Source organism: Serratia sp. 2C06 (assembly GCF_050037615.1).
Lineage (GTDB): Bacteria > Pseudomonadota > Gammaproteobacteria > Enterobacterales > Enterobacteriaceae > Serratia > Serratia ureilytica.
This window is the reverse complement of sequence record NZ_CP188299.1, coordinates 4,905,035-4,928,281: the sequence shown is the minus strand read 5'-3', so window position 1 is coordinate 4,928,281 and position 23,247 is coordinate 4,905,035. Positions and strand designations below refer to the sequence as shown.

Genomic DNA, 23,247 nt, shown 5'->3' with positions numbered 1-23,247 from the left:
CCTTCAGGCAAAAGGTTGCGGCCACGGATTTATCGTGGCGGCTTTGCCTAATTGTTCACTCAACCGTTGCTGCTGTTCCCGTAGGCGCGGATGCCCGAGATAGCGGGCGCGATAGCATGCCGTCATGGGCAAAAGGGCGGGGATGACAGCGCGCACCACATGTAAACCGGCATCGCGCAGTTCATCCGTCGTCATGTCCGCTATCACGACGTCCATCTTGAGTTGACGAAAACGCGCCACCAATTTTTTCAGCTGTGCTGCCGGCGTTTGCGGTTGCCCGGCCTGCAGGCGGCTAATCGGCATCTGCCGCTCGCTGGCGGTGAGAAAATCGAATGCGGAGCGCTGTTCGGCTCGCCCCATGAAGATGGCGCCATGTTCGAGAGCGATAAAATCGCGTATATCGTCCGGCACCGGCAGTTGATGTTCGAGTACCGAACGCCCCATGGCGCTTTCTCGGATAATCTTGCCGCAGCTGCCCCAGGGATCGAACCCCGTAGAGCAGTTGACGAACTGGGCCGAGGTCGGATGCCCGTCGCGCAGCTGCAATCCGTAGATTGTCGGGCAGCCGATGTCGGTAGTGGCATCGAAGAACAGCTGTTCCAGCCCACTGGCCGCCAGGCGTGAAAACTTGTCTTGTAATCTATCCGGTACCGGTTCATCGAAGCGGATGCGCGCTAAAGGCATTTGCAATAGCCAGGTAAGGGCAATCGCATCGCGTTCGATGACTTCATTGATCGCGGTTACCGTGGCGGTGGTGAGGTCGGTGTGCGCCGCGACGCCTGTCGATATCGGCAACCAGAAACGCTCGCTTTCCCAGGGCCGCACATACAGATGCGACATGATCAACGGGATCTTGCGCGGGCGGGAGTTCGTCAACGAGTAACCTTCCACCCAGCGCAACGGCTGGGCGTCATCAATGGGTTTGACCGGGCAGAGCGGATCGGCGAGCTCCTCCTCGCTGCAACGGGGCAGGCTGTCGGCCGCCAAACCGTCAGCCCCGAGTTCGCGGAAGCTGGCGACCGAAACATCGCGAGGATGGTAGACGCAGGTGGCGTATCGCTCTGCCGCTTCGGCGACAGCGCGGACGATCGCCATATCGACGTGTTCATCGGCGCCGCAGCCGGCAAGCGCGATTTTTTGCAGGTCGTTGCCTTTATTGTCAATGATATGGGGATATGGCATTGACAGATTGCCCAGGCTGGCCAGAACCGACGAAAAGCGGGGGATATGCATCTCCTGCGGTTCCAACGGGTAGACGCTGCCGACAACGCCCGTCAGCGGCGAGAGCAGCGACATGAACGGATATTTCTGGCGCATGGACGCGGAAACGGCAAAGTTATGATGATGCATGAATAACTCCGCTTTCCAGGCTTTTGCTTAGCAACACGGCCAGCCAGGCTTCATCCAGCGTGCTTAAGCCAAGGCGATTGTTCATTAGGTGCATGAATTGGAATGCCAGATTTTTCGCGAGGCCGTCACTGTATCGTTCGCAATGGCGTTCATAGTTACGCCGGGTCTGGTCTAGCGCAGACTGCCAGCGATCCACCAGTTCGGCGCTTTGCGCGTCTTGCCGTATCTGCGGCGACAGAAGAACCGAGTTTTCATCAATCAGTTCCCATGCGCGATCGGTAAAGCTGTTTTTGATCATTCCGATATCCGCAGAGCCCGCCAGCCAGAAAGTCGAGAAGCTTTCAAGGAAGGCGGAACGCCGGGCAACAGGAATGAACGTTTCCAACATGGCCAGCATCAGAGGCAACGCAAACTCTTTGCGCGTCATGCCGCCGCCTGCCTCGGCCAGCAATATGGCACGGGCAATGTCACTGGATTGGTGAAACAGCGCTTCGGCGATGCCAATGCCCGTTTCGCCCCCGTAGACGTCCGTTTCCGGCTCATATTCCGCGCGTTCGCAATGGACCGGGAGTTCATGCGTGGGAAACGGCGTGTTGCCGCGGAAGCTGACCAATGGCGTCCACAGGTTGGCCGGGCGCAACGGCAGGCTATTCAGCGCATCATGCAGCGCAGCGTAAATGGCGGTTTCCAGGCGCTGGCTGTCCTTTTCCTGCAGCAGAAAACGAACGCGTAAATGTAATCCTTTTTCATCGATATAACGTAAGAAGAACCAAGGAGAATCAGGAGCGTACGCCAGTGCTTGGGTCAATCCCTGGGTGATCAGAAAGTCCATTCCATCATGATGGCTACCGATATACAGCTTGTAAAAATGCCAAGATGCCGATCTGTTTTTCATCTTTGCGTACCTGTTTTTTTAAGATTGTTTTGGCTGGAAAAGGAACCACTTAACGCCGACAAACAGCGTGATCACACCCCATATCGCCATGCCGATACAGTTAATGAAGAAGGGGAATACGCCTTCGCTGCCATTCATGGCGTATCGCAGTGCATCGGCGACAAAACCGACCGGCGTCGTCAAAATTAACCATTTGAGTGGCGGGAATGCGCTCAGATCGAGGAACAATTGCCCGAAACACATGCACCAAAAGTTGAGTAAGGTCAGGGCGATTGTCGCGACGGTATTCGTGCGGAATAAGCCGGCCAGCGCATACCCAAAGCTCACCAGCAACAGTGCGCTGGCGACGAGCAGCACGATAAACAGCAGGGGATGCTCAAGGGTAAAGCCAAAGACCAGACTGCTAATGAGCATTAACAGGGCGATCTGAACCAGTGATATCACCAGGCGGACGCTGACCTGTGATGCGAGCAGAATCCAGCGCGGCAACGGAATGACGCCGTAATAGCGGTAAGTGCCTTTTTCTCGCGCGGCGATCAGCGGCGTCGCCGTGCCAAATAAGGCGACTTGCAACAGGGCCAGCGTCAGCAAGGACGGGAAGATAAAACTAAAATAGTTGAAACGCTCAGTTTTCAGCGTAATGAAGCGTATCGGCTGCTGGGCGTCGGCCGGTTGCTGATTGAGTGCGGCGGAAACCAGTTGAGCGACGGAGCTCATGGATTCCGTCGTGGTGATCGCAGGGCGTTGTTGTACTGCATCCCAACTCACCGCCGCGTTCACTTCATTCGCGCGCACCAGCGCTTCCGGATCGCTTCGAAGCTGGCGCTGGACGGCCAGGCCAGGATAATTGTTCAATTTAAGCCAGAGAGCCTCTGTTTCCGGCGTGTCTCCGACAACGCTCACCTGCATGGAGAACGGTTGATGATTGCCATTAATAATTTTTGCCGTTATGCCAAAGGTAAAGATGAAAAATAACGGCAATACAAGAGAAAATAAGGTTGATAGCGGATCGCGTAAATATTCTTTGGTGTTGGCGCCGAAGAAGCGCCGATAAATCTGCCAGCTATGGCTCATGTTAATCCCTTAATGCTTCGCCTGTCAGATGAATGAACACATCCTCGAGGGTGTTTTTGCTTACCTGCATTTGTTCGGGTTCACAACCCAATCGTTGTGATAACGCAATCACTTGCGGTAACACCTGTGCCAATTCTTGGGTGGGAATATGTAGGCGGCGGAAGGTTTGATCATGTTCATCGCTTTCCTGCGTCGCCTCAGGGAAGAGCGCGAGGAACTCGTCAACCGACGTCAACGGCACTGAGAATCGGATATGATGCCCAGGACAATAACGCTCAATAAGCTGTTGTGGGCTGGCATTCTCCAGCAACCGGCCGTGGTTGATGATCATCACCCGGTCGCATAAATTCTCCGCCTCATCCATTTGGTGAGTGGCGATCAATACGCCCGTGCCAGATTGACGAGAATTCGCAATAATGTGCCGCCAAATATAGCGTCGGCTTTGCGGGTCAAGATCGCTGGTGGGTTCATCCAGCAAAAGAAGCTTGGGTTTGCCGGCCAATGCCAGCGCCAACACCAAACGTCTTTTTTGCCCCCCTGAAAGCCGCGAGAAACGCATTTTACGCTGCGCTTTTAGCGCCACAATGTCCAATAACTGCTTAACCGACAACGCATCCGTATAAAGTACCTGATAGAGCGAAATGATCTCTTCAACGCGCAGCAGCGAAGGCAAACTAAAGGATTGCGGAACGACGCCTAACTGTTGCTTGATGACGTGATTAAGCCCTTGTCGAACGTCTTCGCCAAATAAACGCACCAAGCCGGCTTCAAAGGGCTGTCCTCCGTACAAGGTTTCCATGAGCGTCGTTTTGCCGGCACCGTTAGGTCCGACCAATCCAATGATTTCTCCCGGCTTGATTTGCAGCGAGATGTCATGAAGAACTTGCGTGTCACCATAAAACTTATTCAGTGACTCGACCTCTAATAGCGGCCGTTTGCGATCCCAGGATATATCCAGGGTTGGCTTATGACTGCTGTCGAAATCTAAAGTGGCGTCAGTGTACGTGCTCATTGTTTAAAGCCAGTGAGTAGAGTTTCAGATAACTAACTGGCACAGTATCTTGTACCGGTTGTGGGTAATGATTTAGCTGCCGCTACTGGTAACGCTGCCCATTGTGCCGATGCAGCTCGCCGTTGCAATGCAGCCGCAGCCCGCTGTAGAGGCGGTGCTGACGCTGCTGCCGGTTGAGGCGCAATCGCTGGCAAAGTGCAGCGTTTCAGGCAGTTCTTCGACTAATAAATCAATGCCGTCAGAGGGCATGGAAGGCGAGTCGAGAACAATATCGAAACGGTGGGATTGACGAGTCAGAGAGGTATGATTAAGCATAAATATCCTTATTAATCAGTTTGTTGATGAGTTAGCTATAACATGATTCGAGCTGCTGCATATCGTTGAAATATATTCAAACGAATTCATCTCAATGGGATATTCCCCATTAAATATTTATCTGAAAAATAAAAATCAATTTTAATATCGCGCTAATTATATAAAAATAAGCAGCGGCGATACTGAATTCTTTCATATTGAATTATTTGCATTTGAAGGCGTCATATATGACTGGCGCTTGCGAATATGAAAGGAATCCTATGTACGTAATGTTAAGTTATCGTGTTAGACACACTCTTACATACTTGTAATAGAACGGCAACACATCATTACAATTGACAGGGGTGTTTTCTGTTATTGCAACGAAGCTCACAATAATCATGGGGTTGACGTTAATTTATTTAATTTAAAACTATGTATAAGGGATAAATATATTCTTTTTTGAAAAATTTCACCCAATATTGTTTAGGGTAGAAAGTATTATAATGGTTTTATTTTTTGACAAGGATTATTGCGCGCGGAACCACAGTTGGCTTGGCGTCCGTGATGCGTTCCGTTCCGGGCGGGGCATTGATGCGACATACTGGGACGCGCTCACGACGGGGTTGGCCCTAAAGCGGGCAGTTTGGCCACGGCGCAGCGAGCCTTTTGGAACCATCGCGGCGGGCAGCGAAAAAAAACGGCGCCGCGTGGGCGCCGTTTAGGCAAGGTTCAGGCTGCGCGCATCAGTCGGCGGCGTGGCCCTGCGCCGGCAGGCGTTCACCGTCCAGCCAGGCGGCGCCGTCGCGCATCGCCAGGCGGCCGTCGACGAACCAGCTCACCACCAGTGGATAGATCGTGTGTTCCTGGGTTTGCACCCGTTCAACCACGTCATCCTCCTCGTCGTCAGCGAAAATCGGCACCTTGGCTTGTAAAATCACCGGGCCGCCGTCGAGCTGTTCGGTCACGAAGTGCACCGAGGTGCCGTGTTCGCTGTCGCCGTTGTCGATGGCCTGACGGTGAGTATGCAGCCCCGGGTATTTCGGCAGCAGGGAAGGGTGAATGTTCAGCATGCGGCCGGCATAGCGCTGCACGAACTGCGGGCTGAGGATGCGCATGTAGCCGGCCAGCACCACCAGATCGGGCTGGTACTGGTCGATGGCGTCCGCCAATGCGGCGTCGAACGCCGTGCGATCGGCGTAGGCCTTGGCATCCAGCGCCTGGGCGGCGATGCCCGCCGCTTCGGCGCGTTGCAGGCCATATGCCTGCGCCTTGTTGCTGAACACCGCCACGATTTCGGCGGCGATGCGGCCCTGCTGGCAGGCGTCAATCAGCGCCTGGAGATTGCTCCCCTGGCCGGAGACCAACACCACGATCTTTTTCATCAGTTGATGACCACTTGTTGTTCGTCGGAAGAGGCGGTCAGTTTACCGATTTTCCACGCTTTTTCACCTGCCGCGGTCAGCAGCGCGATGGCCGCTTCCACTTCGGCTTCCGGCAGGGCGATGACCATGCCTACGCCGCAGTTGAAGGTGCGATACATTTCATGACGGCTGACGTTACCGGCCTGCTGCAGCCAGGTGAACACCGCCGGCCACTGCCAGCTGGCTTCGTCGATCACCGCCTGCATGCCTTCCGGCAGCACGCGTGGAATATTTTCCCAGAAGCCGCCGCCGGTGAGGTGAGCGATGGCGTGTACGTCAGCCTTCTCGATCAGCTCCAGCACGGACTTCACGTAAATCTTGGTCGGCGCCAGCAGGTGGTCGGCCAGCGGTTTACCTTCCAACTGAGTGGCGGTCGGATCGGTGTTGCTCACTTCCAGGATTTTGCGCACCAGCGAGTAGCCGTTGGAGTGCGGGCCGGAAGCGCCCAGGGCGATCAGCGCATCGCCGGACTGCACTTTGCTGCCGTCGATGATCTCGGATTTTTCGACCACGCCGACGCAGAAACCGGCCACGTCGTAGTCTTCGCCGTGGTACATGCCCGGCATTTCAGCGGTTTCGCCGCCCACCAGCGCACAGCCGGACTGTTTGCAGCCCTCGGCGATGCCGGTGATCACGCTGGCCGCGGTGTCCACATCCAGCTTGCCGGTCGCGTAGTAGTCGAGGAAGAACAGCGGCTCGGCGCCCTGAACCACCAGATCGTTGACGCACATCGCCACCAGATCGATGCCGATGGTGTCGTGGCGTTTCAGATCCATCGCCAGACGCAGCTTGGTGCCCACGCCGTCGGTACCGGAAACCAGCACCGGCTCGCGGTATTTCTGCGGCAACGCACACAGGGCGCCAAACCCGCCCAGACCGCCCATCACTTCCGGGCGACGGGTCTGTTTAACTACACCTTTGATGCGATCTACCAATGCGTTGCCTGCATCGATATCGACACCTGCGTCTTTATAGCTGAGAGAGGTTTTGTCGGTCACTGCGCGATTCCCCACGACGATTTGCGGTTTGAAAACTGTGCTTCCGATGTTGATTCCGGAATAAGGCGCGGCAATTCTAACAGCGCAGGCAAACGTTTGCGAGCGGCTTGTGAACCGGCTCCGCTTTTTCGTCATCTATACTGATATTCAAACTTTTGTTGATCCCGATCGGGCTATTGTGGGTGGCGCGGCGAAAAAAAGGAGGTATAATCCCGCGATTTTTTTGGCCGCAACCACCTTAATAGGAGAAAAATGATGAAGATCGTTGAGGTGAAACACCCGCTGGTAAAACACAAGCTTGGCCTGATGCGCGAAAATGACATCAGCACCAAACGCTTCCGTGAGCTGGCCTCAGAAGTGGGTAGTTTACTGACCTATGAAGCGACCGCCGATCTGGAGACGGAAAAAGTCACCATCGAAGGCTGGTGCGGGCCAGTTGAAGTGGATCAGATCAAAGGGAAAAAGATTACCGTAGTGCCAATCCTGCGCGCAGGCCTGGGCATGATGGAAGGGGTGCTGGAGCACGTGCCGAGCGCGCGCATCAGTGTAGTGGGCGTATACCGCGACGAAGAAACCCTGGAGCCGGTGCCGTACTTCCAGAAGCTGGTTTCCAACATCGAAGAGCGCATGGCGCTGGTCGTCGACCCGATGCTGGCCACCGGCGGTTCGATGATCGCCACTATCGATCTGCTGAAGAAAGCCGGCTGCCACAGCATCAAGGTGCTGGTTCTGGTCGCGGCGCCGGAAGGCATCGCCGCGCTGGAGAAAGCGCATCCGGACGTTGAGCTGTACACCGCCTCCATCGATCAGTGTCTGAACGACAAGGGCTACATCGTGCCTGGCCTGGGCGATGCGGGCGACAAGATATTTGGTACTAAGTAAACATTTGAGCCGACTTAACGAGTCGGCTTTTTTTTGACTAAAACCTATAAAACCAATAAACCGAGGAAAAGCACACATGACCCGTCGCGCCATCGGCGTCAGCGAGCGCCCGCCGCTGCTCCAGACCATTCCGCTCAGCTTCCAGCACCTGTTCGCCATGTTTGGCGCCACCGTGCTGGTGCCTATCCTGTTCAAGATCAACCCGGCGACCGTGCTGTTGTTCAACGGCATCGGCACGCTGCTGTATCTGTTCATCTGTAAAGGCAAGATCCCGGCCTACCTCGGTTCCAGCTTCGCGTTTATCTCGCCGGTGCTGCTGCTGTTGCCGCTCGGTTACGAAGTGGCGTTGGGCGGTTTCATCATGTGCGGCGTGCTGTTCTGCCTGGTGGCGCTGATCGTGAAAAAGGCCGGCACCGGCTGGCTGGACGTGATGTTCCCGCCGGCGGCGATGGGGGCGATCGTCGCCGTCATCGGCCTGGAGTTGGCGGGCGTGGCGGCCAATATGGCGGGGCTGCTGCCGGCGGAAGGCGCCAGCGCCGACTCGACCACCATCACCATTTCGCTGGTGACGCTGGCGGTCACGGTGCTCGGTTCAGTACTGTTCCGCGGCTTCCTGGCGATTATCCCGATCCTGATCGGCGTACTGGTGGGCTATGCACTGTCGTTCTTCATGGGCGTGGTGGATTTGACCCCGATCCGCGAGGCGCACTGGTTCGCGCTGCCGACCTTCTACACCCCGCGCTTTGAGTGGTTCGCCATCTTCACCATTCTGCCGGCGGCGCTGGTGGTGATCGCCGAGCACGTCGGCCACCTGGTGGTGACCGCCAACATCGTGAAAAAAGACCTGATCCGCGATCCGGGCCTGCACCGCTCGATGTTCGCCAACGGCATCTCGACGGTATTCTCCGGCTTCTTCGGCTCCACGCCGAACACCACCTACGGCGAGAACATTGGCGTGATGGCCATCACCAAGGTCTACAGCACCTGGGTGATCGGCGGCGCGGCGGTGCTGGCGATCCTGTTGTCCTGCATCGGTAAGCTGGCGGCGGCGATCCAGGCGGTGCCGGTGCCGGTGATGGGCGGCGTTTCGCTGCTGCTGTACGGTGTGATCGGCGCTTCGGGCATTCGCGTGCTGATCGAATCCAAAGTGGATTACAACAAAGCGCAGAACCTGATTTTGACCTCGGTGATCCTGATCATCGGCGTGAGCGGCGCCAAGGTGCACATCGGCGCGGCGGAGCTGAAAGGCATGGCGCTGGCGACCATCGTGGGGATCGGCCTGAGCCTGCTGTTCAAGGTCATCAGCCTGTTCCGCAAGGAAGAAGAGGTGCTTGACGCGCCGGACGAATCGGCGGAGCAGAAGTAACGAAAAGGGCAGCCCAGGGGCTGCCCTTTTGACTTATGGCATTCGCCTTAGCTGCGAATTTTGCGGTACACGAACAGCACCACGATGGCGCCGATAACCGCCACCACGAAGCTGCCGAAGTTGAAGCCGTCAACCTTGCCGTAGCCGAAGAAGGTGCTGATATAGCCGCCGACCACGGCGCCGATGATCCCCAGCACGACGGTCAGAATAAAGCCGCCGCCGTCTTTGCCGGGCATGATCCACTTAGCCAAAATACCGGCGATCAGGCCGAAGATAATCCAGGAAATAATCCCCATTTACTGCTCCTTTCTTTGGTGGCTGAGAATAGCTTACTGCTGGGTGGCCGGCTGAGTATTGCCGTTCACCGCCGCATCGGTCTCTTGTTTCAACTCTTGCGCTTTGTTTTCGGCGCTGTTCTTGATGGCTTCGGTCTTCGCCTTGGCCTGCTCGGTCAGATCGTTGGCGCCGTTGATGGCGTCGTTTTTGATGGCCTTGGCCTGATCCACCAACTGCTGGCTCTGTTTGCCTGCGTCGTCTTTGATCGCGGCGGCTTTGGCCTTGGCGTCGTTGGTGATGGCGTCCGCCTGCTTGGCGGCGTCTTCTTTAATCGCCGAAGCTTTGTCTTTCAGCTGATCCGCCTGAGTGGCGGCCTCTTTTTTGATTTCATCCGCCGTCGCTTTCGCTTTGTCCGTCAGATCGTCCGCTTTTTTCTGGGCGGCGTCTTTCATCTGCTCGGCGCTGTCTTTGGCTTTATCCAGGTTGGCGTCAACCTTGGAGGAGTCATCACAGCCGGCAACCAACAACCCGATAAAGGAGGCCAACAGCACTTTATTCCATACTTTCATCGTCTATATCCTTGCAGAAACCTTGTTGATGGTGATTGCATTTAGCCTACCTATACTAGGTCAGATTTTACTTAAATTACAAATTTAACCTGCGCAGGCATGGAGTTAGGGAATGATATCGGATAATTCTTGCCTCGGCGGGCGCCGCCGCCGATCAAGCGATGCTTAGGCATTGTTCACTATTGCGGCATAAGATCCTGCCGGTTCAACAGCGCCCGTTTTCTGTGTTAAACTGCCCACGTTTTTCTGCCAGTTTTGGTTGAGGTGCTTCTCTGAATACGCCGGCACAGCTTTCACTGCCACTTTATCTTCCCGATGATGAAACTTTCGCCAGTTTTTATCCGGGCGAGAACCCATCCCTATTAGCCGCGATCCAATCCGCCGTCCGTCAGGAACATGGCAGCTATATCTATTTCTGGTCGCGTGAAGGCGGCGGGCGCAGCCATCTGCTGCATGCGGCCTGCGCCGAGCTTTCGCAGAAAGGCGAAGCGGTGGGCTATGTGCCGCTCGACAAGCGCGCCTACTTCGTGCCTGAAGTGTTGGACGGCATGGAGCAGTTGGCGCTGGTCTGCATCGACAATATCGAATGCATCGCCGGCGACGAAGAGTGGGAGATGGCGATCTTCAACCTCTACAACCGCATCCTGGAAACCGGCCGCACCCGTTTGTTCATCACCGGGGATCGTCCGCCGCGTCAGCTGAACCTGCGTTTACCGGATCTGGCTTCGCGCCTGGACTGGGGGCAGATCTACAAGCTGCAGCCGCTGTCGGACGAAGAGAAACTGCTGGCGCTGCAGCTGCGCGGCAAACTGCGCGGCTTCGAGCTGCCGGAAGACGTGGGCCGCTTCCTGCTGAAACGACTGGATCGCGAGATGCGCACGCTGTTTATGACTCTCGATCAGCTCGATCGCGCCTCGATCACTGCCCAACGCAAGCTCACCATTCCGTTCGTTAAAGAGATCCTGGGGCTGTAACGGGCTAATCTGCCTATTTTTCCGCGTGTTCCAGCAGGGAGCAGTAGTGCTCAACCTGCTGGCGTTGCCGATCGTTTCGCAGTTGCAAAGCGAGATTGATATGTTCCAGACACTGCGCATTGTCTGCAAGCCGTGGGTCGATTTTCCCCTGCTGTGCCAACCAGGCCGCCACGTCAGCCCAGCGCCACAGCGGTGAGGCGCCGCCGAGCCGTTGAATGGGGGAAGGGAAGCCGCCGGGGCCGCGAGTTCCGTCTTTTAGCATGGCGATCGCCTGACGCGACAGTTCGGTGAGCTCGGCAATATCGCTTAATCCCACCAGACTGGAGTCCACCGATATCACCTTGGCGCCGATATTTGCGGATTCAATATCGCTGATGGCGCTGCAAATCGCGTGCGCAAAGTTATCGCTTTCTCGATCGAACTCCAGGTAAACGGCTTTACCGTAGAAACAGATCAGCGCGTCATCGCATCCCGCCGCATACAGCGCATCTTCCAGCCCGGCGGTATCGGCGGTGACCCCATCCAGCGTCAATGAGAAATGATAGAGCGTCATGGTGATTCTCCGGTTATTTTTTCTGCGACAGCGCCAGGCAGTGATCGACTTTGCGCCGAATCTGTTTGGCATGTACCTCTGGGTTTTTTGGCGTGCTCCAGATGCTCATCATATGTTCTTGATGCCCGGCAAAGGCGCAATGTAGTCGGCCAAATGCGTGCCCCTTGCTGGGCCGAAAATGCCAACCCTGAGAAAGGGCGTAAGCTAATGCCGCCTGAATGTGCTTGTCTGGGTGTTTTTTCATCGCTCGTCCAGTGATGCGATCAGGGTAGGTGGGGTGTTGACGATTGTCAACGGCTGTTTCACCGAGAGATTTGGCGTTTGCGCAGCATAGCAGCGGAAGAAGACTGTGATGATGAAAAGTATTTATATAACAATTAATTAAAAATAGCCCTGTTCAGGGCTATTGGTATTTTGCGGTTCAATAAGAGATTTGCCGGACGATTACAAAATCTCCAGCACCTGCTCCGGCGGCCGGCCGATGCGCGCCTTGCTGCCTTTCACCACGATCGGGCGTTCGATCAGTTTCGGGTTCGCCGTCATCGCCGCCAACAGTTGCTCTTCGCTCAGGCTTTCGTCCGCCAGCTTCAATTCCTTGTACAGATCTTCTTTTTTGCGCATCAGCTCGCGCGCGGATGTGAAGCCCAGTTCCTTCAACAGCTTTTTCAGCTCATCGACCGTAGGGGGCGTTTCGAGGTACAGCACCACCTTGGGATCGACGCCGTGCTGTTCCAGCAGCGCCAGGGTTTCACGGCTCTTGGAGCAGCGCGGGTTGTGGTAAATCGTGACGTTTTTCATGGCGTTCATTCCTTGTTGAATCAGCTGCGCTGGTATTGGCGGAAGCGCTGTTGCAGTTGGCGCAGCTGGTCGATGCGCGCATCGTAGCGCGCCTGTTTCAGGCTGCCGAGTTTCTGCAGCGAGCTGGCATTGCTGAGCAGGCCGATAGCCTGATCGAGCCGGCCGTTCAGCGCCAGGCTTTCGGCGCGGGCCGACAGCTCTTCATCGCGCAGCCCCTGAGCGGCGCTGGCCTGCGCCAGCAGATCCCAGCCGTTCGGATCGTCCGGATGGGCAAAGGTGTAGCGGTTCAGGATCTTCGACGCCTGCGCCGGCTGGTTGCCTTCGACATAGGCGTTGGCCAGGTTGAGCTGCAGCACCGGGTTGTTGTTCTGGGCGACGTTGGCCGCCTGCAGGCGGGCGATGGCCTGCGGCGCGCGTTTCTGGCCGAGATCGATATCGGTCATCAGGTCAATCAGCCAGACGTTTTTCGCATCCTGCGCCAGCATCGGTTGAATGATGTTGCGCGCGTCGTCGTATTTTTTCGCTTCATAGAACAGGATGGCGCGGCCGTATTTGGCGGCCGCCTGTTCGCGCACGTTCCCTTTGCTGAGCGAGCCGAGCAGCTCTTCATTCAGGCCATAGCCTTCCGAGCTGTACATGCCCAGTGCGCGCACCTTGGCCATCAGGTAATCCTGCGAAGACTGCACGATGTGTTTCTGCATCTGGTTGGCGCGGTTGCGCGCATCAGAGAGACGGCTGTCCGGCAGCGGGTGCGTCAGCAGCATTTCCGGCGGCTTGGAGGCGTAACGCGACTGATCCGAGAGTTTCTGCAGGAAGTCGGGCATCGCTTCCGGATCGAAACCGGCGCGCTGCAGCACCTGAATGCCGATGCGATCGGCTTCCTGTTCGTTCGATTGGGTAAAGCTGATCATGCCCTGCTGGGTGCCGGCCATGGTGCCGCTCAGCGCCGCCATGCCCATGGTCGGGTTGGCCATCGCCAGCAGGATGGAACCAAGCGCGCCCACCCAGGTCAACGGGGCGTTGCGTTGCTGATCTTCCATTGCGCGCGCCAGGTGGCGCTGGGTGACGTGCGAGATTTCGTGCGCCAGCACCGAGGCCAGCTGGCTTTCGTTGTCGCTGACGCGGAACAGGGCGGAATGCAGCACCACGTTGCCGCCGAAGAAGGCGAAGGCGTTGATTTCGTCGTTGCGCACCAGATAGAAATGGAACGGCGTGCGCACCGAATAGGCGCTGGCCACCAGCCGGTTGCCCAGTTGGTTGATGTATTGACTCAGTAGCGGATCGTTGATCAGCGGGGCGCTGGCGCGCAGTTGGCGCACGTAGAAGTCGCCCATCGCCAGCTCTTGTCCGATGCTCAGGGTGCCGCCGGCGGAGGTGCCCATATCCGGCAACTGGTCCTGGCTTTCCGCCTGTGCTGGCGCCAGGGCGGTGGCGTTCAACGTGCCGAGCAACAGCACCGCTAACGCGGTTTTGGTCAACCGGTTGGTCATAGTCAGGCGTTTCCCTTAAATAATCATTTCTAAGACGTCAGCAGCAGACAAGAGTTCTTTATTCCCACGGCGCGATCCGCGTGAAAGTGCGGCGGATCACAAACCGCCGCGACGGCAATCATCACATCATAGTCAGCGGCAGGCGACAAGGAAACGTTAGCCGGGGGCGAATAGGGCAAAAAAGTTTTATTTTTCATTTCGAAGGGCGTTTTCTCCGTCGGGAGCGAGACGGAACTTCAATAAAACGCGGATAAAGTTAGTCTGTGTTTTATTGACAAGATAAACGCAGACTCATATAGTCTGCGTTATTGAAGGTTTACTGACGGTCAAAAACGGACATATGGCGTACATCACAACCAGCGTTGAATATGGCATCCACTGCCTGCTGTGGCTGGTCGGCGATAACCAGCGCGCGCTCAGCAGCCGCGAACTCGCCGAACTGCAAGGGATCTCCCCCAGCTTTCTGGCCAAGATTTTCCCCAAGCTGGAAAAGGCGGGCATCGTCGCCGCCAGTGAAGGGGTGCGAGGCGGTTACCGGCTGGCCCGTCCGGCGAAAGAGATCAGCTTTCTGGAGATTATCGACGCCATCGAGGGGCACAAGCCGCTGTTCGATTGCCAGGAGGTGCGCGGGCGCTGTGCAGTGTTCGATGATTCCCCGCCGGAATGGGCGGTCTCCGGCAAATGCGCTATCCATGCGGTGATGCTGCAGGCGGAGAAGGCGATGCGCGATGCGCTGGCGGCGCAGACCCTCGGCGACGTCGCTGCCCGTTTTGGCCGCAAGGCGCCACAGGGCTTCTTCGGCGAGGTCAACATCTGGCTCGACGAGCGCATGACGGAACGCACCGCGCGCAGCGGCAAAACGGCTCGCGCCAAGACCTAAACTCCGCCTTTCCTTAAAACAAAACACATTTTTCCCGCCTCTTCGGAAGGGGCGGGCGGTCCTTCTGCACCCTGCGACGGGAGCGGAACGGCGCCGTTCATCCGAAAAAACTGCGGGCAGCCTCGTCGCCCGGTCAACCCTGTATGAAGGAGTCATCCCATGACGCAGAAAATAGTGATTGCCGGTTCCGGTTTTGCCGGTTTTTGGGCCGCCGTGTCCGCCATGCGCGCCATTACCCTTGCCGGTAAGCATGACGACATCGAGGTGCTGATGGTTTCGCCGACGCCAACGGTCACCATCCGGCCACGCCTGTATGAAGCGGTGCTGGAAAACATGAACCCCGACATTTCCGCGCAGCTCACCGCCATCGGTGCACGGCACCTGGCCGGGACGGTGGAACGTATCGACGCCGCCGCCAAAACGCTCACGGTGGCGCAGGCGACGGGGGAAGCCCTTGAATTGGTTTACGACCGCCTGGTGTGGGCCACCGGCAGTCGGCTTTCCGTGCCTGCGGTGCCGGGCTTTGCCGAATACGGTTTCAACGTCGATACGCTGGAAAGCGCACAGCGCTTGGGCGCTCATATCAAAGCGCTGGCGGCCAAACCGTCAACGCCGGCGCGCAACACTGCCGTGGTGGTGGGAGCGGGGCTGACCGGGCTGGAGAGTGCCGCGGAGATGCCGCAGCGGCTGCGCGATGCGCTGGGGCAAAACGAGAATGTGCGCGTGGTGATCGTCGATAGCGCCCCGGAAGTGGGCGCAGGAATGGGCGCGGAGCCGGGGGCGGTGATTCGCCAGGCGCTGGCGGAGTGCGGCGTGGAAGCGCGAGCCGGCCTGCGCGTTTCGGCTATCGATGCCGAGGGGGTGATGCTGTCGAACGGTGAGCGCATCGCCGCCAACACGGTGATCCTGGCGGCAGGCGTGCGTGCGCATCCGCTGACCGAGCAAATCCCCGGCGAACGTGACGCTAATGGCCGAGTGATCGGCGACGCCTTCCTGCGCGCGCCGGCGGCGGCGGGCATTTTCGTGACCGGTGATACGGTGAAAGCGGCGACCGACGATCTCGGTAACCACAATCTGATGACCTGCCAGCATGCGATGAGCCTCGGCCGCGTCGCCGGTCACAATGCGGCGGCGGAGTTGGTGGGGTTGCCGACGCACCCGTATAGCCAGCCGAAGTATGTGACCTGTCTGGATCTGGGCCCCTGGGGCGCGCTGTATACCGAAGGCTGGCAGCGCCAGGTGCGCTTTACCCGTCAGGAAGGCAAAAAGATTAAACAGGAGATTAACACGCAGTGGATTTACCCACCGGCGGCGGACCGCGAGGCGTTGTTCGCCGTCGCCAATCCGGATTTCGTGATTGTGCCTTAAAAAGATAAAAACGGGAGCGGCAACGCTCCCGTCGTCATTGGCCCAGCGGCAGGAAAGAGCGTTCCGGCACCACGGTTTTCATCACCAGCGTGGAGCTTAGGCGCTGCACGCCCGGCAGGGCGGAGAGCTTCTCGTCGTAAAGCTGCTGGAAGGCGGGCAGATCGCGGGCGATAACGTGCAGCAGATAGTCGGGATCGCCAAACAAACGCTGTGCCTGCACCACCTGCGGAATGTCCACCATGGCGTTTTCGAAGGTTTCGACGGCGCGGCGATCGCCTTCGCGCATGGTGACGAACACCAGGGCGGAAAAGTTATAGCCCAGGCTGCCGGGATCGAGCTGGGCGCGGTAGCCCCTGATCACCCCGGATTCTTCTAATGCGCGCACCCGGCGGTGGCAGGGGGATACGCTCAATCCGATCCGCTCGGCCAGCTCGGTCACCGACAAACGCCCGTCGGCCTGCAGTTCAGCAAGAATTTTGCGATCAATCTTGTCCATTTGGAAAAATTTCCCCGCTTATGCCGGTTTCAGGCAAGTAATTGAAAGCACATTTTAACGCCTTGAGGATATTCTTGCCATCTGTTGAACGGTTTTGACGGCCGCCGCCAGGCGGCGGCCGTGCTTATTCTACGAGGAAAACGCGATGGTTCTCTGTTCGGTGCGGCGCTGTGCGTTTGAGAGGGCGCCGGCATGACGCTCGCTCTGTTCGCCGCTTTTTGGGCGGTGTCGATTCTGTTGGTGATCACGCCGGGTATGGATTGGGCTTATGTGATCTCGGCGGGCATTCGCGGCCGGGTGGTGGTGCCCGCCGTCGCCGGTTTGTTGTTCGGCCACCTGCTGATGATTGCCATCGTGGTGGCGGGCGTCGGCGCGTTGCTGGTCGGCAATCCGCTGGCGCTGACGGCGCTCACCTTGCTGGGGGCGGCTTACCTGCTGTGGATCGGTTTCAATATGCTGCTGCATCCGCCGGTGCCGGGCGCCGGTGAGGATCAGCGTTCCGATTCCTGGCTGCGCTGGGCCGGCAAGGGCGTGTGCGTCAGCGGCCTGAACCCCAAGGTGTTTCTGCTGTTTCTGGCGCTGCTGCCGCAGTTTACCGACGCCCGGGCCGAATGGTCGGTGCCGATGCAGATGCTGGCGTTGGGCGTGGTGCATTTGATCAGCTGCGGCCTGGTGTATCTGCTGGTGGGATTCGGTTCGCAGTCGGTGCTGCGCACGCGCCCGCAGGCTGCGAAGGTGGTGGGGCGCATCTCCGGCGCGGCGATGATCGTCATCGCCCTCGGGCTGCTGGCCGAACAGGCGCTGAAATAGCGCCTTGGAAGGCCCGTCTGCGCGGTATCAGGCTTTGACGGCGAGCAGCACCGATGAGGCTTTGATCAGGGCGATGGCGCGCGAACCGTTCTTCAGCGCCATCTCCTGCAGGCTTTCATTGGTGATCACCGACGTCAGCACAAAACCGGCATCCGCTTTGAGGTGCACGGTGCTGTTGACCGCGCCGTGCTCAACCGCAATCACTTCCCCGGCAAACTGGTTGCGGGCGGAAAAACGCAAACCGCAATCCTCCGTCGCCAGGATCACCCACGGCGCTTTAATCAGCGCGACGGCCTCTTTACCGATGGTTAATCCCAGCGACTGTTGGCTTTGTACCGTGACGATGGCCACCAGTTTTTCACCGCCCTGCAGGGTGATCTCCACTTCGTCATTGACGGCGCCTTTGGCGACGGCGGACACGGTACCGGCTAACTGGTTACGGGCTGAAACGGGCATAGATTCTCCTTGAAAGGGGCAAACGGTAAAATTTGTCGCCAGCATGGGCCCTAACCGCCGCGATTGCCAATGTCGCGGGGGAAGAGTGTGAACTGGGGCGGCCTTGCTGAAAAATTAACGTCGGTAGATGTCCGGTCGGGCGATCTGCCAGACAAAATCGGGACAGTTGATGGCGGTATAGCCCACTTTTTCATAGAGCCAGGGGGCGGTGCTGGTGACCAGCATGATTCGCCGCAGCGTCGCCATCAGCGGATGGGCCTGGCAGCATTCCGCCAGCCACAGGCCCAACCCGCCTTTTTGATGCGCCTCCAGCACGTAAACGTCGCACAGATAGCCGAAGGTGGCGTAATCGGTGACCAGCCGGGCGAAACCGATTTGTCTGGTGCCGTGATACAAGCCGAAGCACAGGCTGTGGGAGAGGGACTGGCGAACGGTCTCTTTATCAATGCCCTCCGCCCATGACGAACGGGTCAGAAATGCATGAATGGCGTCAATATCCAGCAGGCTGGGCTCGGTGCTGACGAGATAGTCAGCACGCCGCCACTCCAGTGGGGCAGGGATTGTCATGAGGGCTCTTCTCCTGTGCAAGCGTTAAGGTCTGGGCCGCCGTTCAGGCGTGCAGTTCGGCGACCGTCATGGTGAAAATCAGCGTGTCTTCGCCCTCGTTGGCGTAACGGTGCGGGCCGTCCGTTCTGGCGACCGCCGAACAGCCTGGCGTAATCCTGAGCTCGGTTTGTTCGACGGCAAGGCTCAAGACGCCTTGTTCAACGTGCAGCAGCTCGAAGGTGCCCGCTGGATGGCCGCCCGATGCATAGGCTTCCCCCGGCGCCATTTCCCAGCGCCACAGTTCTATCATATTCGGGCCGCGGGTGCCTGCCAGCAAGCGGGCCGAGCCGCTGCGATCGCCGTGCCACAGCGTGGGAATGTCTTGGCTTTCAATCAGGTAGGCGGCGGGTGCGCGGGTCACGTTGACGATGTCCGCCACCGACAGGCCCAGCGCTGCCGCGAGTTTGCACAGGATGGCGATGCTGGGATTGGCGCTGCCTTTCTCGATCTCCACCAGCATGCCCTTGCTGACGCCCGCCCGGCGCGACAGTTCGTCCAGCGACAGCTTTTGGCTTTTTCGCTGCTGTTTGATGCGGTGTGACACCGCTTCGCTGACGGTTTGCACGTCGGCGCCGAACTCGGTCGGTCTGTTGACTTTTTCGCTCATCGGTCAATATTATGGAATAAAATGGTCAGTATAGGATTATTCAATGATTTTAGTCGATCCGTCAATCGATCCGGCCGTCGCTGCGCTGGCGCCCGGATTCCGGGCGTTAAGCATTACCGTGGCCGCGGCTCCCATAACCAACCCGGACGTGGGGGCGCTGGCGTTGGCGCAGGCCTGTCGCGCCCTCGGCGAGGAGGACGCGCCCTGGGCTGAGGCGCATCTCTCGGCCTGGCGCGATGTCTTCATGCGGTTTGGCGCCAAACCCAAGCGTACGCCCTGTTCCGCCGATGCCTTGCGCAAGCGCGCGCTGCGCGACGGCACGATGCCCAGCATCGATCCGGTGGTCGATCTCTACAACGCCGTCAGCATTCGTTATGCGGTGCCGGTGGGGGGCGAGAATATCGCGGCTTATGTCGGCGAGCCGCGGCTGATCGTCGCGGAAGGCAGTGAGCTGTTCGATACCGTCAAGGAGGGTGCGGTGATCCATGAATCGCCGGAGGCGGGGGAGGTGGTCTGGCGCGACGATCGCGGCGTGACCTGCCGCCGCTGGAACTGGCGTCAGGGCGTCAGAACCCGGCTGAGCGCCGAGGCCGAACGGATGTGGTTCATCCTGGAGAGCCTGCCGGCAATGCCGTTGGCGGCGCTGCATGCGGCGGGCGACGAATTGATTGCCGGTTTACGACAAATGATGCCCGGCGTTGCGATAGAGCAACGGCTCATCGGCTGCACCTCGTAACCGGCCTCAGCACTGGCGGCGGACCAAACCGGTGATCAGATCCAGCGCGTCGTCCGCCGCCGCGACTTCGCTCTCGCTAAGCGCCTGCCGTTCGATAAAGCTCTCGATGGCTTCCAGCAGGGAGAAAACGCTGATTTCGTCTCCTATCTTCACGACTTCGCAGACGCCGCGCCCAATGGCCAGGCAGATGGCTTCATCAAATTCACACGGTTTGCTGTTCATCTTTCCCCCTTACGGCATTTGGGATGATATCGGCCATGCTACCGGTTTTTGCTCGACGGCTGTCTGACGAAAATCCCATTTTTTCGTTGATGCTGACTGGCGCGCGATCGCGTGCATTGGCGAAATTCTGATTTCCTCACGGTGGTCAAATTTCCCTTGTGACCACCGTGCCAGCGCGGTATTGTCGCCAAATGACGACAATGCCGCCTCATTGTCCGCATAAAAAATTTATGACGTTATCATCCCTTCATCCCGCTGCCGTGCGGGATTTTTTTATGAGGTTTTTCTCAAAGTGCGGAGAACCTCGACGCGATCGCTTGCCATGCTCTGGGAATAATCCTAGCTTGAAATAGTCATTTAGGGTTAGCAATCCCTCATGACCTCCTTGTAATACTTGATGCACCAGAACGTTTTCTCCCCCCGCTTAGGCGGGGGTTTTTAATGGTGTGCATCGGCAGAGGCCTTCAACGTAAAGAACCGACAGAGTTCGTGGCGATAATCGGTTTACGCATCATCAAGGGACAGGACAATGAAAAATGATCTGGCGGCGGCGATCGCCATCGGCTGTGTGTTGTTGTTCGCATTGGCGGTCGGTTCGCCGCTCTCCATCAGTGCCTCGCTGTAATCTTCTGCGGCCCCGCCCGGGGCCGTTCACCGACTCTGACGCGGCGTCTGCGGATTTTTGCGCCGATCGCCCACCGGCGCGATAAATTCAGCCAAATCGCTGTTGATGTATGGCGAACTTTGAGTACTCTGAGTGCTTTGCACCCCCCCACGTGCGCCGTTCTATCTATGCTTTAATCAGGCCCATCACAGGAATCGCCATGCCCGCCCGTCAAATCTCGAGGAGCCCGCTCTGATGCTGGAGATGCTATTACAGTGGTACCGCCGCCGTTTCACCGATCCACAGGCTATCGCGTTGCTGGTGATCCTGGTCGCCGGCTTCCTCATTCTCTATTTTCTGCACGGCATTCTGACCCCGTTGCTGGTCGCCATCGTGCTGGCGTATCTGCTGGAGTGGCCGACCGCGCGCCTGCAGCGCATCGGCTGTTCGCGCACCTGGGCGGCGAGCATCATGCTGCTGGTGTTCGCGGGCATCGCCATGCTGCTGGTGTTCGTCGTCGCGCCGACCGCCTGGCAGCAGGGCATCAATCTGATGAGCGATCTGCCGGGCATGCTCAACCAGTTCTATAACTTTGCCGCGACGCTGCCGAAGCGTTATCCGGCGCTGGTGGATGCCGGCATCATCGACATGATGGCGGAAAATCTGCGCAGCCGGCTGTCCGGCATGGGTGAGTCGGTGGTGAAATTCTCGCTGGCGTCGCTGGTCGGCCTGTTGACGCTGGCTATCTACCTGATCCTGGTGCCGATGATGATGTTCTTCCTGTTGAAAGACAAAGAGCAGCTGCTGAACGCGGTGCGCCGCGTGTTGCCGCGCAATCGCGGTCTGGCGGGGCAGGTCTGGAACGAGATGAATCAGCAGATCACCAACTATATTCGCGGCAAGGTGCTGGAGATGGTGATTGTCGGCGTGGCGACCTACCTGGTGTTCGCCGTGCTGGACATGCGCTACTCGCTGCTGCTGGCGGTGCTGGTGGGTTTTTCGGTGCTGATCCCCTATATCGGCGCGGTGCTGGTCACCATACCGGTGGTGGTGGTAGCGCTGTTCCAGTGGGGCGTCGGCGCCGATTTCTGGACGCTGATCGTCGCCTATCTGGTGGTGCAGGGGCTGGACGGCAACCTGCTGGTGCCGATCCTGTTCTCCGAGGCGGTCAACCTGCATCCGCTGGTGATTATCCTGTCGGTGATCGTGTTCGGCGGAATGTGGGGCTTCTGGGGCGTGTTTTTCGCCATACCGCTGGCGACGCTGGTGAAGGCGGTGATTCACGCCTGGCCGGATGAACTGCGGGTCGAGGTGGAAGACAAGGCCGGCTGACGGAGGGAGACGAAGCGCAGCTGGCCGCTGCGCTTCGTGAGAATTACTGCTGCAGGTAGTTCAGAACGATGTCGTGGTGATTGGTGGTTTTGAAATCATCAAACACTTTTTCAATCTTGCCTTTGGCGTCGATCAGGAAGCTGATGCGATGAATGCCGTCATAGGTCTTGCCCATGAAGGTTTTCTCGCCCCACACGCCAAACTGTTGCGATACCTGATGGTCTTCATCAGACAACAGCGTGAAGTTGAGCAGCTCTTTTTCGGCGAAGCGCGACAGTTTTTCCGGTTTGTCGGTGCTGATGCCCAGCACTTCGACGCCGGCCTTTTTCAATTCGTCCATGTTGTCCCGCAGGCCGCAGGCTTGCACGGTGCAGCCCGGCGTCATCGCCTTCGGATAGAAATAAACCAATACTCGCTGTCCCTGGAAGTCGGCCAAATTAATTTCCTCACCGTCCTGGTCAGGCAAACTAAATTTCGGCGCTGTGTCACCGGCTTTCAATGGGCTCATCACTACTCTCCATCTTTCTCATCATGCTGTGGATAGTTCACCACGCTAATACTGCCTTGCGCGTTCAATTCTGTACATAGGCGATGGAAGGCTTGCTCAATATTTGAGGCGTCCCGATCGCCGGAACTGTGGGCGGTGATTTGAATATACAGCTGCGGCGGCAGGTCGCCGTCCGCCGGCTGCGTGCGTGAGACCAGCTCGGCGATATTCATCTGGCTGGAGTCGAACAGATCGGTAAAACGTTCGATGATGTGCGGCGAGTCCTTCACCTCGACCTGAACCCACACGGTGGCCGGCATCGGCGGCCTTTCATGCGAGTTTGTGCGCTTCATCACGATCAGCAGCTCCAGCTCCGCGCCTTTTTGCGGCAGGGTGGATTCGATCAGGGTGATGGCGTTCCAGCTGCCGGACAGCAGCATGATGAACGTGAACTCCTCTCCCAGCATGGCCAGACGGCTATCTTCGATATTGCATCCGCAACTGCTGACGTGGCGGGTGATGGTATTGACGATTCCGGGGCGGTCGGCGCCGAGCGCGGTAATCACGAGATAGTGTTCGTCTGACTGAGGCAAAATGGCGCTTCCTGTCGTGCTTAATGGGGTTACCATGGTAAACATAAAAAAAACCGCCTGCCAAGCGCTTACAACGCGGTTGTGCGCTTGCTTTT

General features: G+C 57.9%; 28 protein-coding genes. 8 read left to right on the top strand and 20 right to left on the bottom strand.

What is annotated here, in order from left to right; all coding sequences use genetic code 11:
* Positions 1 to 3: 3 nt before the first annotated feature.
* The 7 genes from ACP3TA_RS24105 to purM all read right to left on the bottom strand — a co-directional run bounded on the left by ACP3TA_RS24105 (position 4) and on the right by purM (position 7,047).
* Positions 4 to 1,350: a YcaO-like family protein gene (locus tag ACP3TA_RS24105; protein ID WP_142002783.1), complete on the bottom strand. Its 1,347-nt coding sequence runs from the start codon at positions 1,348 to 1,350 to the stop codon at positions 4 to 6.
* The gene (locus ACP3TA_RS24100; RefSeq protein ID WP_071841623.1) at positions 1,337 to 2,245 is read right to left on the bottom strand and encodes a thiopeptide-type bacteriocin biosynthesis protein; all 909 of its coding nucleotides are present in this window, start codon (positions 2,243 to 2,245) and stop codon (positions 1,337 to 1,339) included. The genes ACP3TA_RS24105 and ACP3TA_RS24100 overlap by 14 nt, the downstream gene beginning before the upstream one ends.
* Positions 2,246 to 2,263: 18 nt before the next feature.
* The gene (locus tag ACP3TA_RS24095; RefSeq protein WP_047025630.1) at positions 2,264 to 3,319 is read right to left on the bottom strand and encodes an ABC transporter permease; all 1,056 of its coding nucleotides are present in this window, start codon (positions 3,317 to 3,319) and stop codon (positions 2,264 to 2,266) included.
* 1 nt (position 3,320) lies between these two features.
* Positions 3,321 to 4,331 carry an ABC transporter ATP-binding protein gene (locus ACP3TA_RS24090; RefSeq protein ID WP_050594439.1) on the bottom strand — a complete coding sequence of 337 codons (1,011 nt, stop codon included), beginning with the start codon at positions 4,329 to 4,331 and terminating at the stop codon, positions 3,321 to 3,323.
* A gap of 72 nt (positions 4,332 to 4,403) precedes the next feature.
* Complete coding sequence (locus ACP3TA_RS24085) at positions 4,404 to 4,646, bottom strand: hypothetical protein (RefSeq protein WP_127897176.1); 243 nt, start codon at positions 4,644 to 4,646, stop codon at positions 4,404 to 4,406.
* A 725-nt stretch (positions 4,647 to 5,371) separates the two neighbouring features.
* Entirely contained in the window at positions 5,372 to 6,010 is a 639-nt protein-coding gene (purN, locus tag ACP3TA_RS24080; RefSeq protein ID WP_033644022.1) for a phosphoribosylglycinamide formyltransferase, read from the bottom strand.
* On the bottom strand, positions 6,010 to 7,047 hold the full coding sequence (purM, locus tag ACP3TA_RS24075) for a phosphoribosylformylglycinamidine cyclo-ligase (RefSeq protein ID WP_025303843.1): 1,038 nt from the start codon (positions 7,045 to 7,047) through the stop codon (positions 6,010 to 6,012). Before purM ends, purN begins: the two co-directional genes overlap by 1 nt.
* 255 nt (positions 7,048 to 7,302) lie before the next feature.
* On the opposite strand from purM, the gene upp reads away from it, so the two are divergent.
* Both upp and uraA read left to right on the top strand, forming a co-directional pair.
* Positions 7,303 to 7,929, top strand: a complete 627-nt coding sequence (upp, locus tag ACP3TA_RS24070) for a uracil phosphoribosyltransferase (RefSeq protein WP_004941642.1) — start codon at positions 7,303 to 7,305, stop codon at positions 7,927 to 7,929.
* Positions 7,930 to 8,005: 76 nt separating this feature from the next.
* Positions 8,006 to 9,295, top strand: a complete 1,290-nt coding sequence (gene uraA, locus ACP3TA_RS24065) for a uracil permease (RefSeq protein WP_033651534.1) — start codon at positions 8,006 to 8,008, stop codon at positions 9,293 to 9,295.
* A gap of 47 nt (positions 9,296 to 9,342) precedes the next feature.
* Here the strand turns inward: uraA and ACP3TA_RS24060 are convergent, their stop codons facing one another.
* Both ACP3TA_RS24060 and ACP3TA_RS24055 read right to left on the bottom strand, forming a co-directional pair.
* Complete coding sequence (locus tag ACP3TA_RS24060) at positions 9,343 to 9,591, bottom strand: GlsB/YeaQ/YmgE family stress response membrane protein (protein WP_016926728.1); 249 nt, start codon at positions 9,589 to 9,591, stop codon at positions 9,343 to 9,345.
* A gap of 33 nt (positions 9,592 to 9,624) precedes the next feature.
* The gene (locus ACP3TA_RS24055; protein ID WP_016926729.1) at positions 9,625 to 10,140 is read right to left on the bottom strand and encodes a hypothetical protein; all 516 of its coding nucleotides are present in this window, start codon (positions 10,138 to 10,140) and stop codon (positions 9,625 to 9,627) included.
* 272 nt (positions 10,141 to 10,412) lie between these two features.
* Here ACP3TA_RS24055 and hda point away from each other — a divergent pair, with 272 nt between their 5' ends.
* Positions 10,413 to 11,114, top strand: a complete 702-nt coding sequence (hda, locus tag ACP3TA_RS24050; RefSeq protein WP_025159568.1) for a DnaA inactivator Hda — start codon at positions 10,413 to 10,415, stop codon at positions 11,112 to 11,114.
* 13 nt (positions 11,115 to 11,127) lie between these two features.
* Here hda and ACP3TA_RS24045 read toward each other — a convergent pair whose 3' ends face one another.
* The 4 genes from ACP3TA_RS24045 to ACP3TA_RS24030 all read right to left on the bottom strand — a co-directional run bounded on the left by ACP3TA_RS24045 (position 11,128) and on the right by ACP3TA_RS24030 (position 13,955).
* Entirely contained in the window at positions 11,128 to 11,667 is a 540-nt protein-coding gene (locus ACP3TA_RS24045) for a helix-turn-helix transcriptional regulator (protein ID WP_033644020.1), read from the bottom strand.
* 13 nt (positions 11,668 to 11,680) lie between these two features.
* Positions 11,681 to 11,911, bottom strand: coding sequence for a hypothetical protein (locus ACP3TA_RS24040; protein WP_033644019.1), 231 nt, complete (start codon positions 11,909 to 11,911; stop codon positions 11,681 to 11,683).
* A 200-nt stretch (positions 11,912 to 12,111) separates the two neighbouring features.
* On the bottom strand, positions 12,112 to 12,465 hold the full coding sequence (arsC, locus tag ACP3TA_RS24035; RefSeq protein ID WP_033644018.1) for an arsenate reductase (glutaredoxin): 354 nt from the start codon (positions 12,463 to 12,465) through the stop codon (positions 12,112 to 12,114).
* A gap of 20 nt (positions 12,466 to 12,485) precedes the next feature.
* Positions 12,486 to 13,955, bottom strand: coding sequence for a beta-barrel assembly-enhancing protease (locus ACP3TA_RS24030; protein ID WP_033644017.1), 1,470 nt, complete (start codon positions 13,953 to 13,955; stop codon positions 12,486 to 12,488).
* Positions 13,956 to 14,295: 340 nt separating this feature from the next.
* Between ACP3TA_RS24030 and ACP3TA_RS24025 the strand changes: the two genes are divergently transcribed.
* Together ACP3TA_RS24025 and ACP3TA_RS24020 are read left to right on the top strand one after the other, a co-directional pair.
* On the top strand, positions 14,296 to 14,835 hold the full coding sequence (locus ACP3TA_RS24025; RefSeq protein ID WP_033644016.1) for an RrF2 family transcriptional regulator: 540 nt from the start codon (positions 14,296 to 14,298) through the stop codon (positions 14,833 to 14,835).
* Positions 14,836 to 14,994: 159 nt separating this feature from the next.
* Positions 14,995 to 16,203: an NAD(P)/FAD-dependent oxidoreductase gene (locus ACP3TA_RS24020; RefSeq protein WP_426784463.1), complete on the top strand. Its 1,209-nt coding sequence runs from the start codon at positions 14,995 to 14,997 to the stop codon at positions 16,201 to 16,203.
* Positions 16,204 to 16,237: 34 nt separating this feature from the next.
* Here ACP3TA_RS24020 and ACP3TA_RS24015 read toward each other — a convergent pair whose 3' ends face one another.
* Complete coding sequence (locus ACP3TA_RS24015; RefSeq protein ID WP_033644014.1) at positions 16,238 to 16,699, bottom strand: Lrp/AsnC family transcriptional regulator; 462 nt, start codon at positions 16,697 to 16,699, stop codon at positions 16,238 to 16,240.
* 192 nt (positions 16,700 to 16,891) lie between these two features.
* Between ACP3TA_RS24015 and ACP3TA_RS24010 the strand changes: the two genes are divergently transcribed.
* A complete protein-coding gene (locus ACP3TA_RS24010) occupies positions 16,892 to 17,509 on the top strand; it encodes a LysE family translocator (protein ID WP_004941674.1) in 618 nt (205 codons plus the stop codon).
* Positions 17,510 to 17,536: 27 nt separating this feature from the next.
* On the opposite strand, the gene ACP3TA_RS24005 is transcribed toward ACP3TA_RS24010, so the two are convergent.
* The 3 genes from ACP3TA_RS24005 to ACP3TA_RS23995 form a co-directional block, all read right to left on the bottom strand.
* A complete protein-coding gene (locus ACP3TA_RS24005; protein ID WP_038873689.1) occupies positions 17,537 to 17,965 on the bottom strand; it encodes a TOBE domain-containing protein in 429 nt (142 codons plus the stop codon).
* Between the two features lie 114 nt (positions 17,966 to 18,079).
* Positions 18,080 to 18,532, bottom strand: coding sequence for a GNAT family N-acetyltransferase (locus ACP3TA_RS24000; protein ID WP_060424825.1), 453 nt, complete (start codon positions 18,530 to 18,532; stop codon positions 18,080 to 18,082).
* A gap of 43 nt (positions 18,533 to 18,575) precedes the next feature.
* A complete protein-coding gene (locus ACP3TA_RS23995) occupies positions 18,576 to 19,178 on the bottom strand; it encodes an XRE family transcriptional regulator (RefSeq protein ID WP_060660380.1) in 603 nt (200 codons plus the stop codon).
* Positions 19,179 to 19,221: 43 nt separating this feature from the next.
* On the opposite strand from ACP3TA_RS23995, the gene ACP3TA_RS23990 reads away from it, so the two are divergent.
* Complete coding sequence (locus ACP3TA_RS23990) at positions 19,222 to 19,914, top strand: B3/B4 domain-containing protein (RefSeq protein WP_046687610.1); 693 nt, start codon at positions 19,222 to 19,224, stop codon at positions 19,912 to 19,914.
* Between the two features lie 6 nt (positions 19,915 to 19,920).
* Here ACP3TA_RS23990 and ACP3TA_RS23985 read toward each other — a convergent pair whose 3' ends face one another.
* Positions 19,921 to 20,136 (bottom strand): hypothetical protein, encoded by a 216-nt coding sequence (locus ACP3TA_RS23985; protein ID WP_206196272.1) that lies wholly within the window; start codon positions 20,134 to 20,136, stop codon positions 19,921 to 19,923.
* Between the two features lie 859 nt (positions 20,137 to 20,995).
* On the opposite strand from ACP3TA_RS23985, the gene ACP3TA_RS23980 reads away from it, so the two are divergent.
* Positions 20,996 to 22,072 carry an AI-2E family transporter gene (locus ACP3TA_RS23980; protein WP_063990467.1) on the top strand — a complete coding sequence of 359 codons (1,077 nt, stop codon included), beginning with the start codon at positions 20,996 to 20,998 and terminating at the stop codon, positions 22,070 to 22,072.
* Positions 22,073 to 22,115: 43 nt separating this feature from the next.
* Here ACP3TA_RS23980 and bcp read toward each other — a convergent pair whose 3' ends face one another.
* Positions 22,116 to 22,580: a thioredoxin-dependent thiol peroxidase gene (gene bcp / locus ACP3TA_RS23975; RefSeq protein ID WP_033635500.1), complete on the bottom strand. Its 465-nt coding sequence runs from the start codon at positions 22,578 to 22,580 to the stop codon at positions 22,116 to 22,118.
* A 2-nt stretch (positions 22,581 to 22,582) separates the two neighbouring features.
* Positions 22,583 to 23,188, bottom strand: a complete 606-nt coding sequence (locus tag ACP3TA_RS23970) for a glycine cleavage system transcriptional repressor (RefSeq protein ID WP_369795937.1) — start codon at positions 23,186 to 23,188, stop codon at positions 22,583 to 22,585.
* Between the last annotated feature and the right edge of the window lie 59 nt (positions 23,189 to 23,247).

What these genes read in the sequence shown, in the direction of transcription:
- ACP3TA_RS24105 (WP_142002783.1), bottom strand. Translation starts at nt 1,350, where the DNA reads ATGCATCATCATAACTTTGCCGTTTCCGCGTCCATGCGCCAGAAATAT.
- ACP3TA_RS24100 (WP_071841623.1), bottom strand. Translation starts at nt 2,245, where the DNA reads ATGAAAAACAGATCGGCATCTTGGCATTTTTACAAGCTGTATATCGGT.
- ACP3TA_RS24095 (WP_047025630.1), bottom strand. Translation starts at nt 3,319, where the DNA reads ATGAGCCATAGCTGGCAGATTTATCGGCGCTTCTTCGGCGCCAACACC.
- ACP3TA_RS24090 (WP_050594439.1), bottom strand. Translation starts at nt 4,331, where the DNA reads ATGAGCACGTACACTGACGCCACTTTAGATTTCGACAGCAGTCATAAG.
- ACP3TA_RS24085 (WP_127897176.1), bottom strand. Translation starts at nt 4,646, where the DNA reads ATGCTTAATCATACCTCTCTGACTCGTCAATCCCACCGTTTCGATATT.
- purN (WP_033644022.1), bottom strand. Translation starts at nt 6,010, where the DNA reads ATGAAAAAGATCGTGGTGTTGGTCTCCGGCCAGGGGAGCAATCTCCAG.
- upp (WP_004941642.1), top strand. Translation starts at nt 7,303, where the DNA reads ATGAAGATCGTTGAGGTGAAACACCCGCTGGTAAAACACAAGCTTGGC.
- uraA (WP_033651534.1), top strand. Translation starts at nt 8,006, where the DNA reads ATGACCCGTCGCGCCATCGGCGTCAGCGAGCGCCCGCCGCTGCTCCAG.
- ACP3TA_RS24060 (WP_016926728.1), bottom strand. Translation starts at nt 9,591, where the DNA reads ATGGGGATTATTTCCTGGATTATCTTCGGCCTGATCGCCGGTATTTTG.
- ACP3TA_RS24055 (WP_016926729.1), bottom strand. Translation starts at nt 10,140, where the DNA reads ATGAAAGTATGGAATAAAGTGCTGTTGGCCTCCTTTATCGGGTTGTTG.
- ACP3TA_RS24045 (WP_033644020.1), bottom strand. Translation starts at nt 11,667, where the DNA reads ATGACGCTCTATCATTTCTCATTGACGCTGGATGGGGTCACCGCCGAT.
- ACP3TA_RS24040 (WP_033644019.1), bottom strand. Translation starts at nt 11,911, where the DNA reads ATGAAAAAACACCCAGACAAGCACATTCAGGCGGCATTAGCTTACGCC.
- arsC (WP_033644018.1), bottom strand. Translation starts at nt 12,465, where the DNA reads ATGAAAAACGTCACGATTTACCACAACCCGCGCTGCTCCAAGAGCCGT.
- ACP3TA_RS24030 (WP_033644017.1), bottom strand. Translation starts at nt 13,955, where the DNA reads ATGACCAACCGGTTGACCAAAACCGCGTTAGCGGTGCTGTTGCTCGGC.
- ACP3TA_RS24025 (WP_033644016.1), top strand. Translation starts at nt 14,296, where the DNA reads ATGGCGTACATCACAACCAGCGTTGAATATGGCATCCACTGCCTGCTG.
- ACP3TA_RS24020 (WP_426784463.1), top strand. Translation starts at nt 14,995, where the DNA reads ATGACGCAGAAAATAGTGATTGCCGGTTCCGGTTTTGCCGGTTTTTGG.
- ACP3TA_RS24015 (WP_033644014.1), bottom strand. Translation starts at nt 16,699, where the DNA reads ATGGACAAGATTGATCGCAAAATTCTTGCTGAACTGCAGGCCGACGGG.
- ACP3TA_RS24010 (WP_004941674.1), top strand. Translation starts at nt 16,892, where the DNA reads ATGACGCTCGCTCTGTTCGCCGCTTTTTGGGCGGTGTCGATTCTGTTG.
- ACP3TA_RS24005 (WP_038873689.1), bottom strand. Translation starts at nt 17,965, where the DNA reads ATGCCCGTTTCAGCCCGTAACCAGTTAGCCGGTACCGTGTCCGCCGTC.
- ACP3TA_RS24000 (WP_060424825.1), bottom strand. Translation starts at nt 18,532, where the DNA reads ATGACAATCCCTGCCCCACTGGAGTGGCGGCGTGCTGACTATCTCGTC.
- ACP3TA_RS23995 (WP_060660380.1), bottom strand. Translation starts at nt 19,178, where the DNA reads ATGAGCGAAAAAGTCAACAGACCGACCGAGTTCGGCGCCGACGTGCAA.
- ACP3TA_RS23990 (WP_046687610.1), top strand. Translation starts at nt 19,222, where the DNA reads ATGATTTTAGTCGATCCGTCAATCGATCCGGCCGTCGCTGCGCTGGCG.
- ACP3TA_RS23985 (WP_206196272.1), bottom strand. Translation starts at nt 20,136, where the DNA reads ATGAACAGCAAACCGTGTGAATTTGATGAAGCCATCTGCCTGGCCATT.
- ACP3TA_RS23980 (WP_063990467.1), top strand. Translation starts at nt 20,996, where the DNA reads ATGCTGGAGATGCTATTACAGTGGTACCGCCGCCGTTTCACCGATCCA.
- bcp (WP_033635500.1), bottom strand. Translation starts at nt 22,580, where the DNA reads ATGAGCCCATTGAAAGCCGGTGACACAGCGCCGAAATTTAGTTTGCCT.
- ACP3TA_RS23970 (WP_369795937.1), bottom strand. Translation starts at nt 23,188, where the DNA reads ATGGTAACCCCATTAAGCACGACAGGAAGCGCCATTTTGCCTCAGTCA.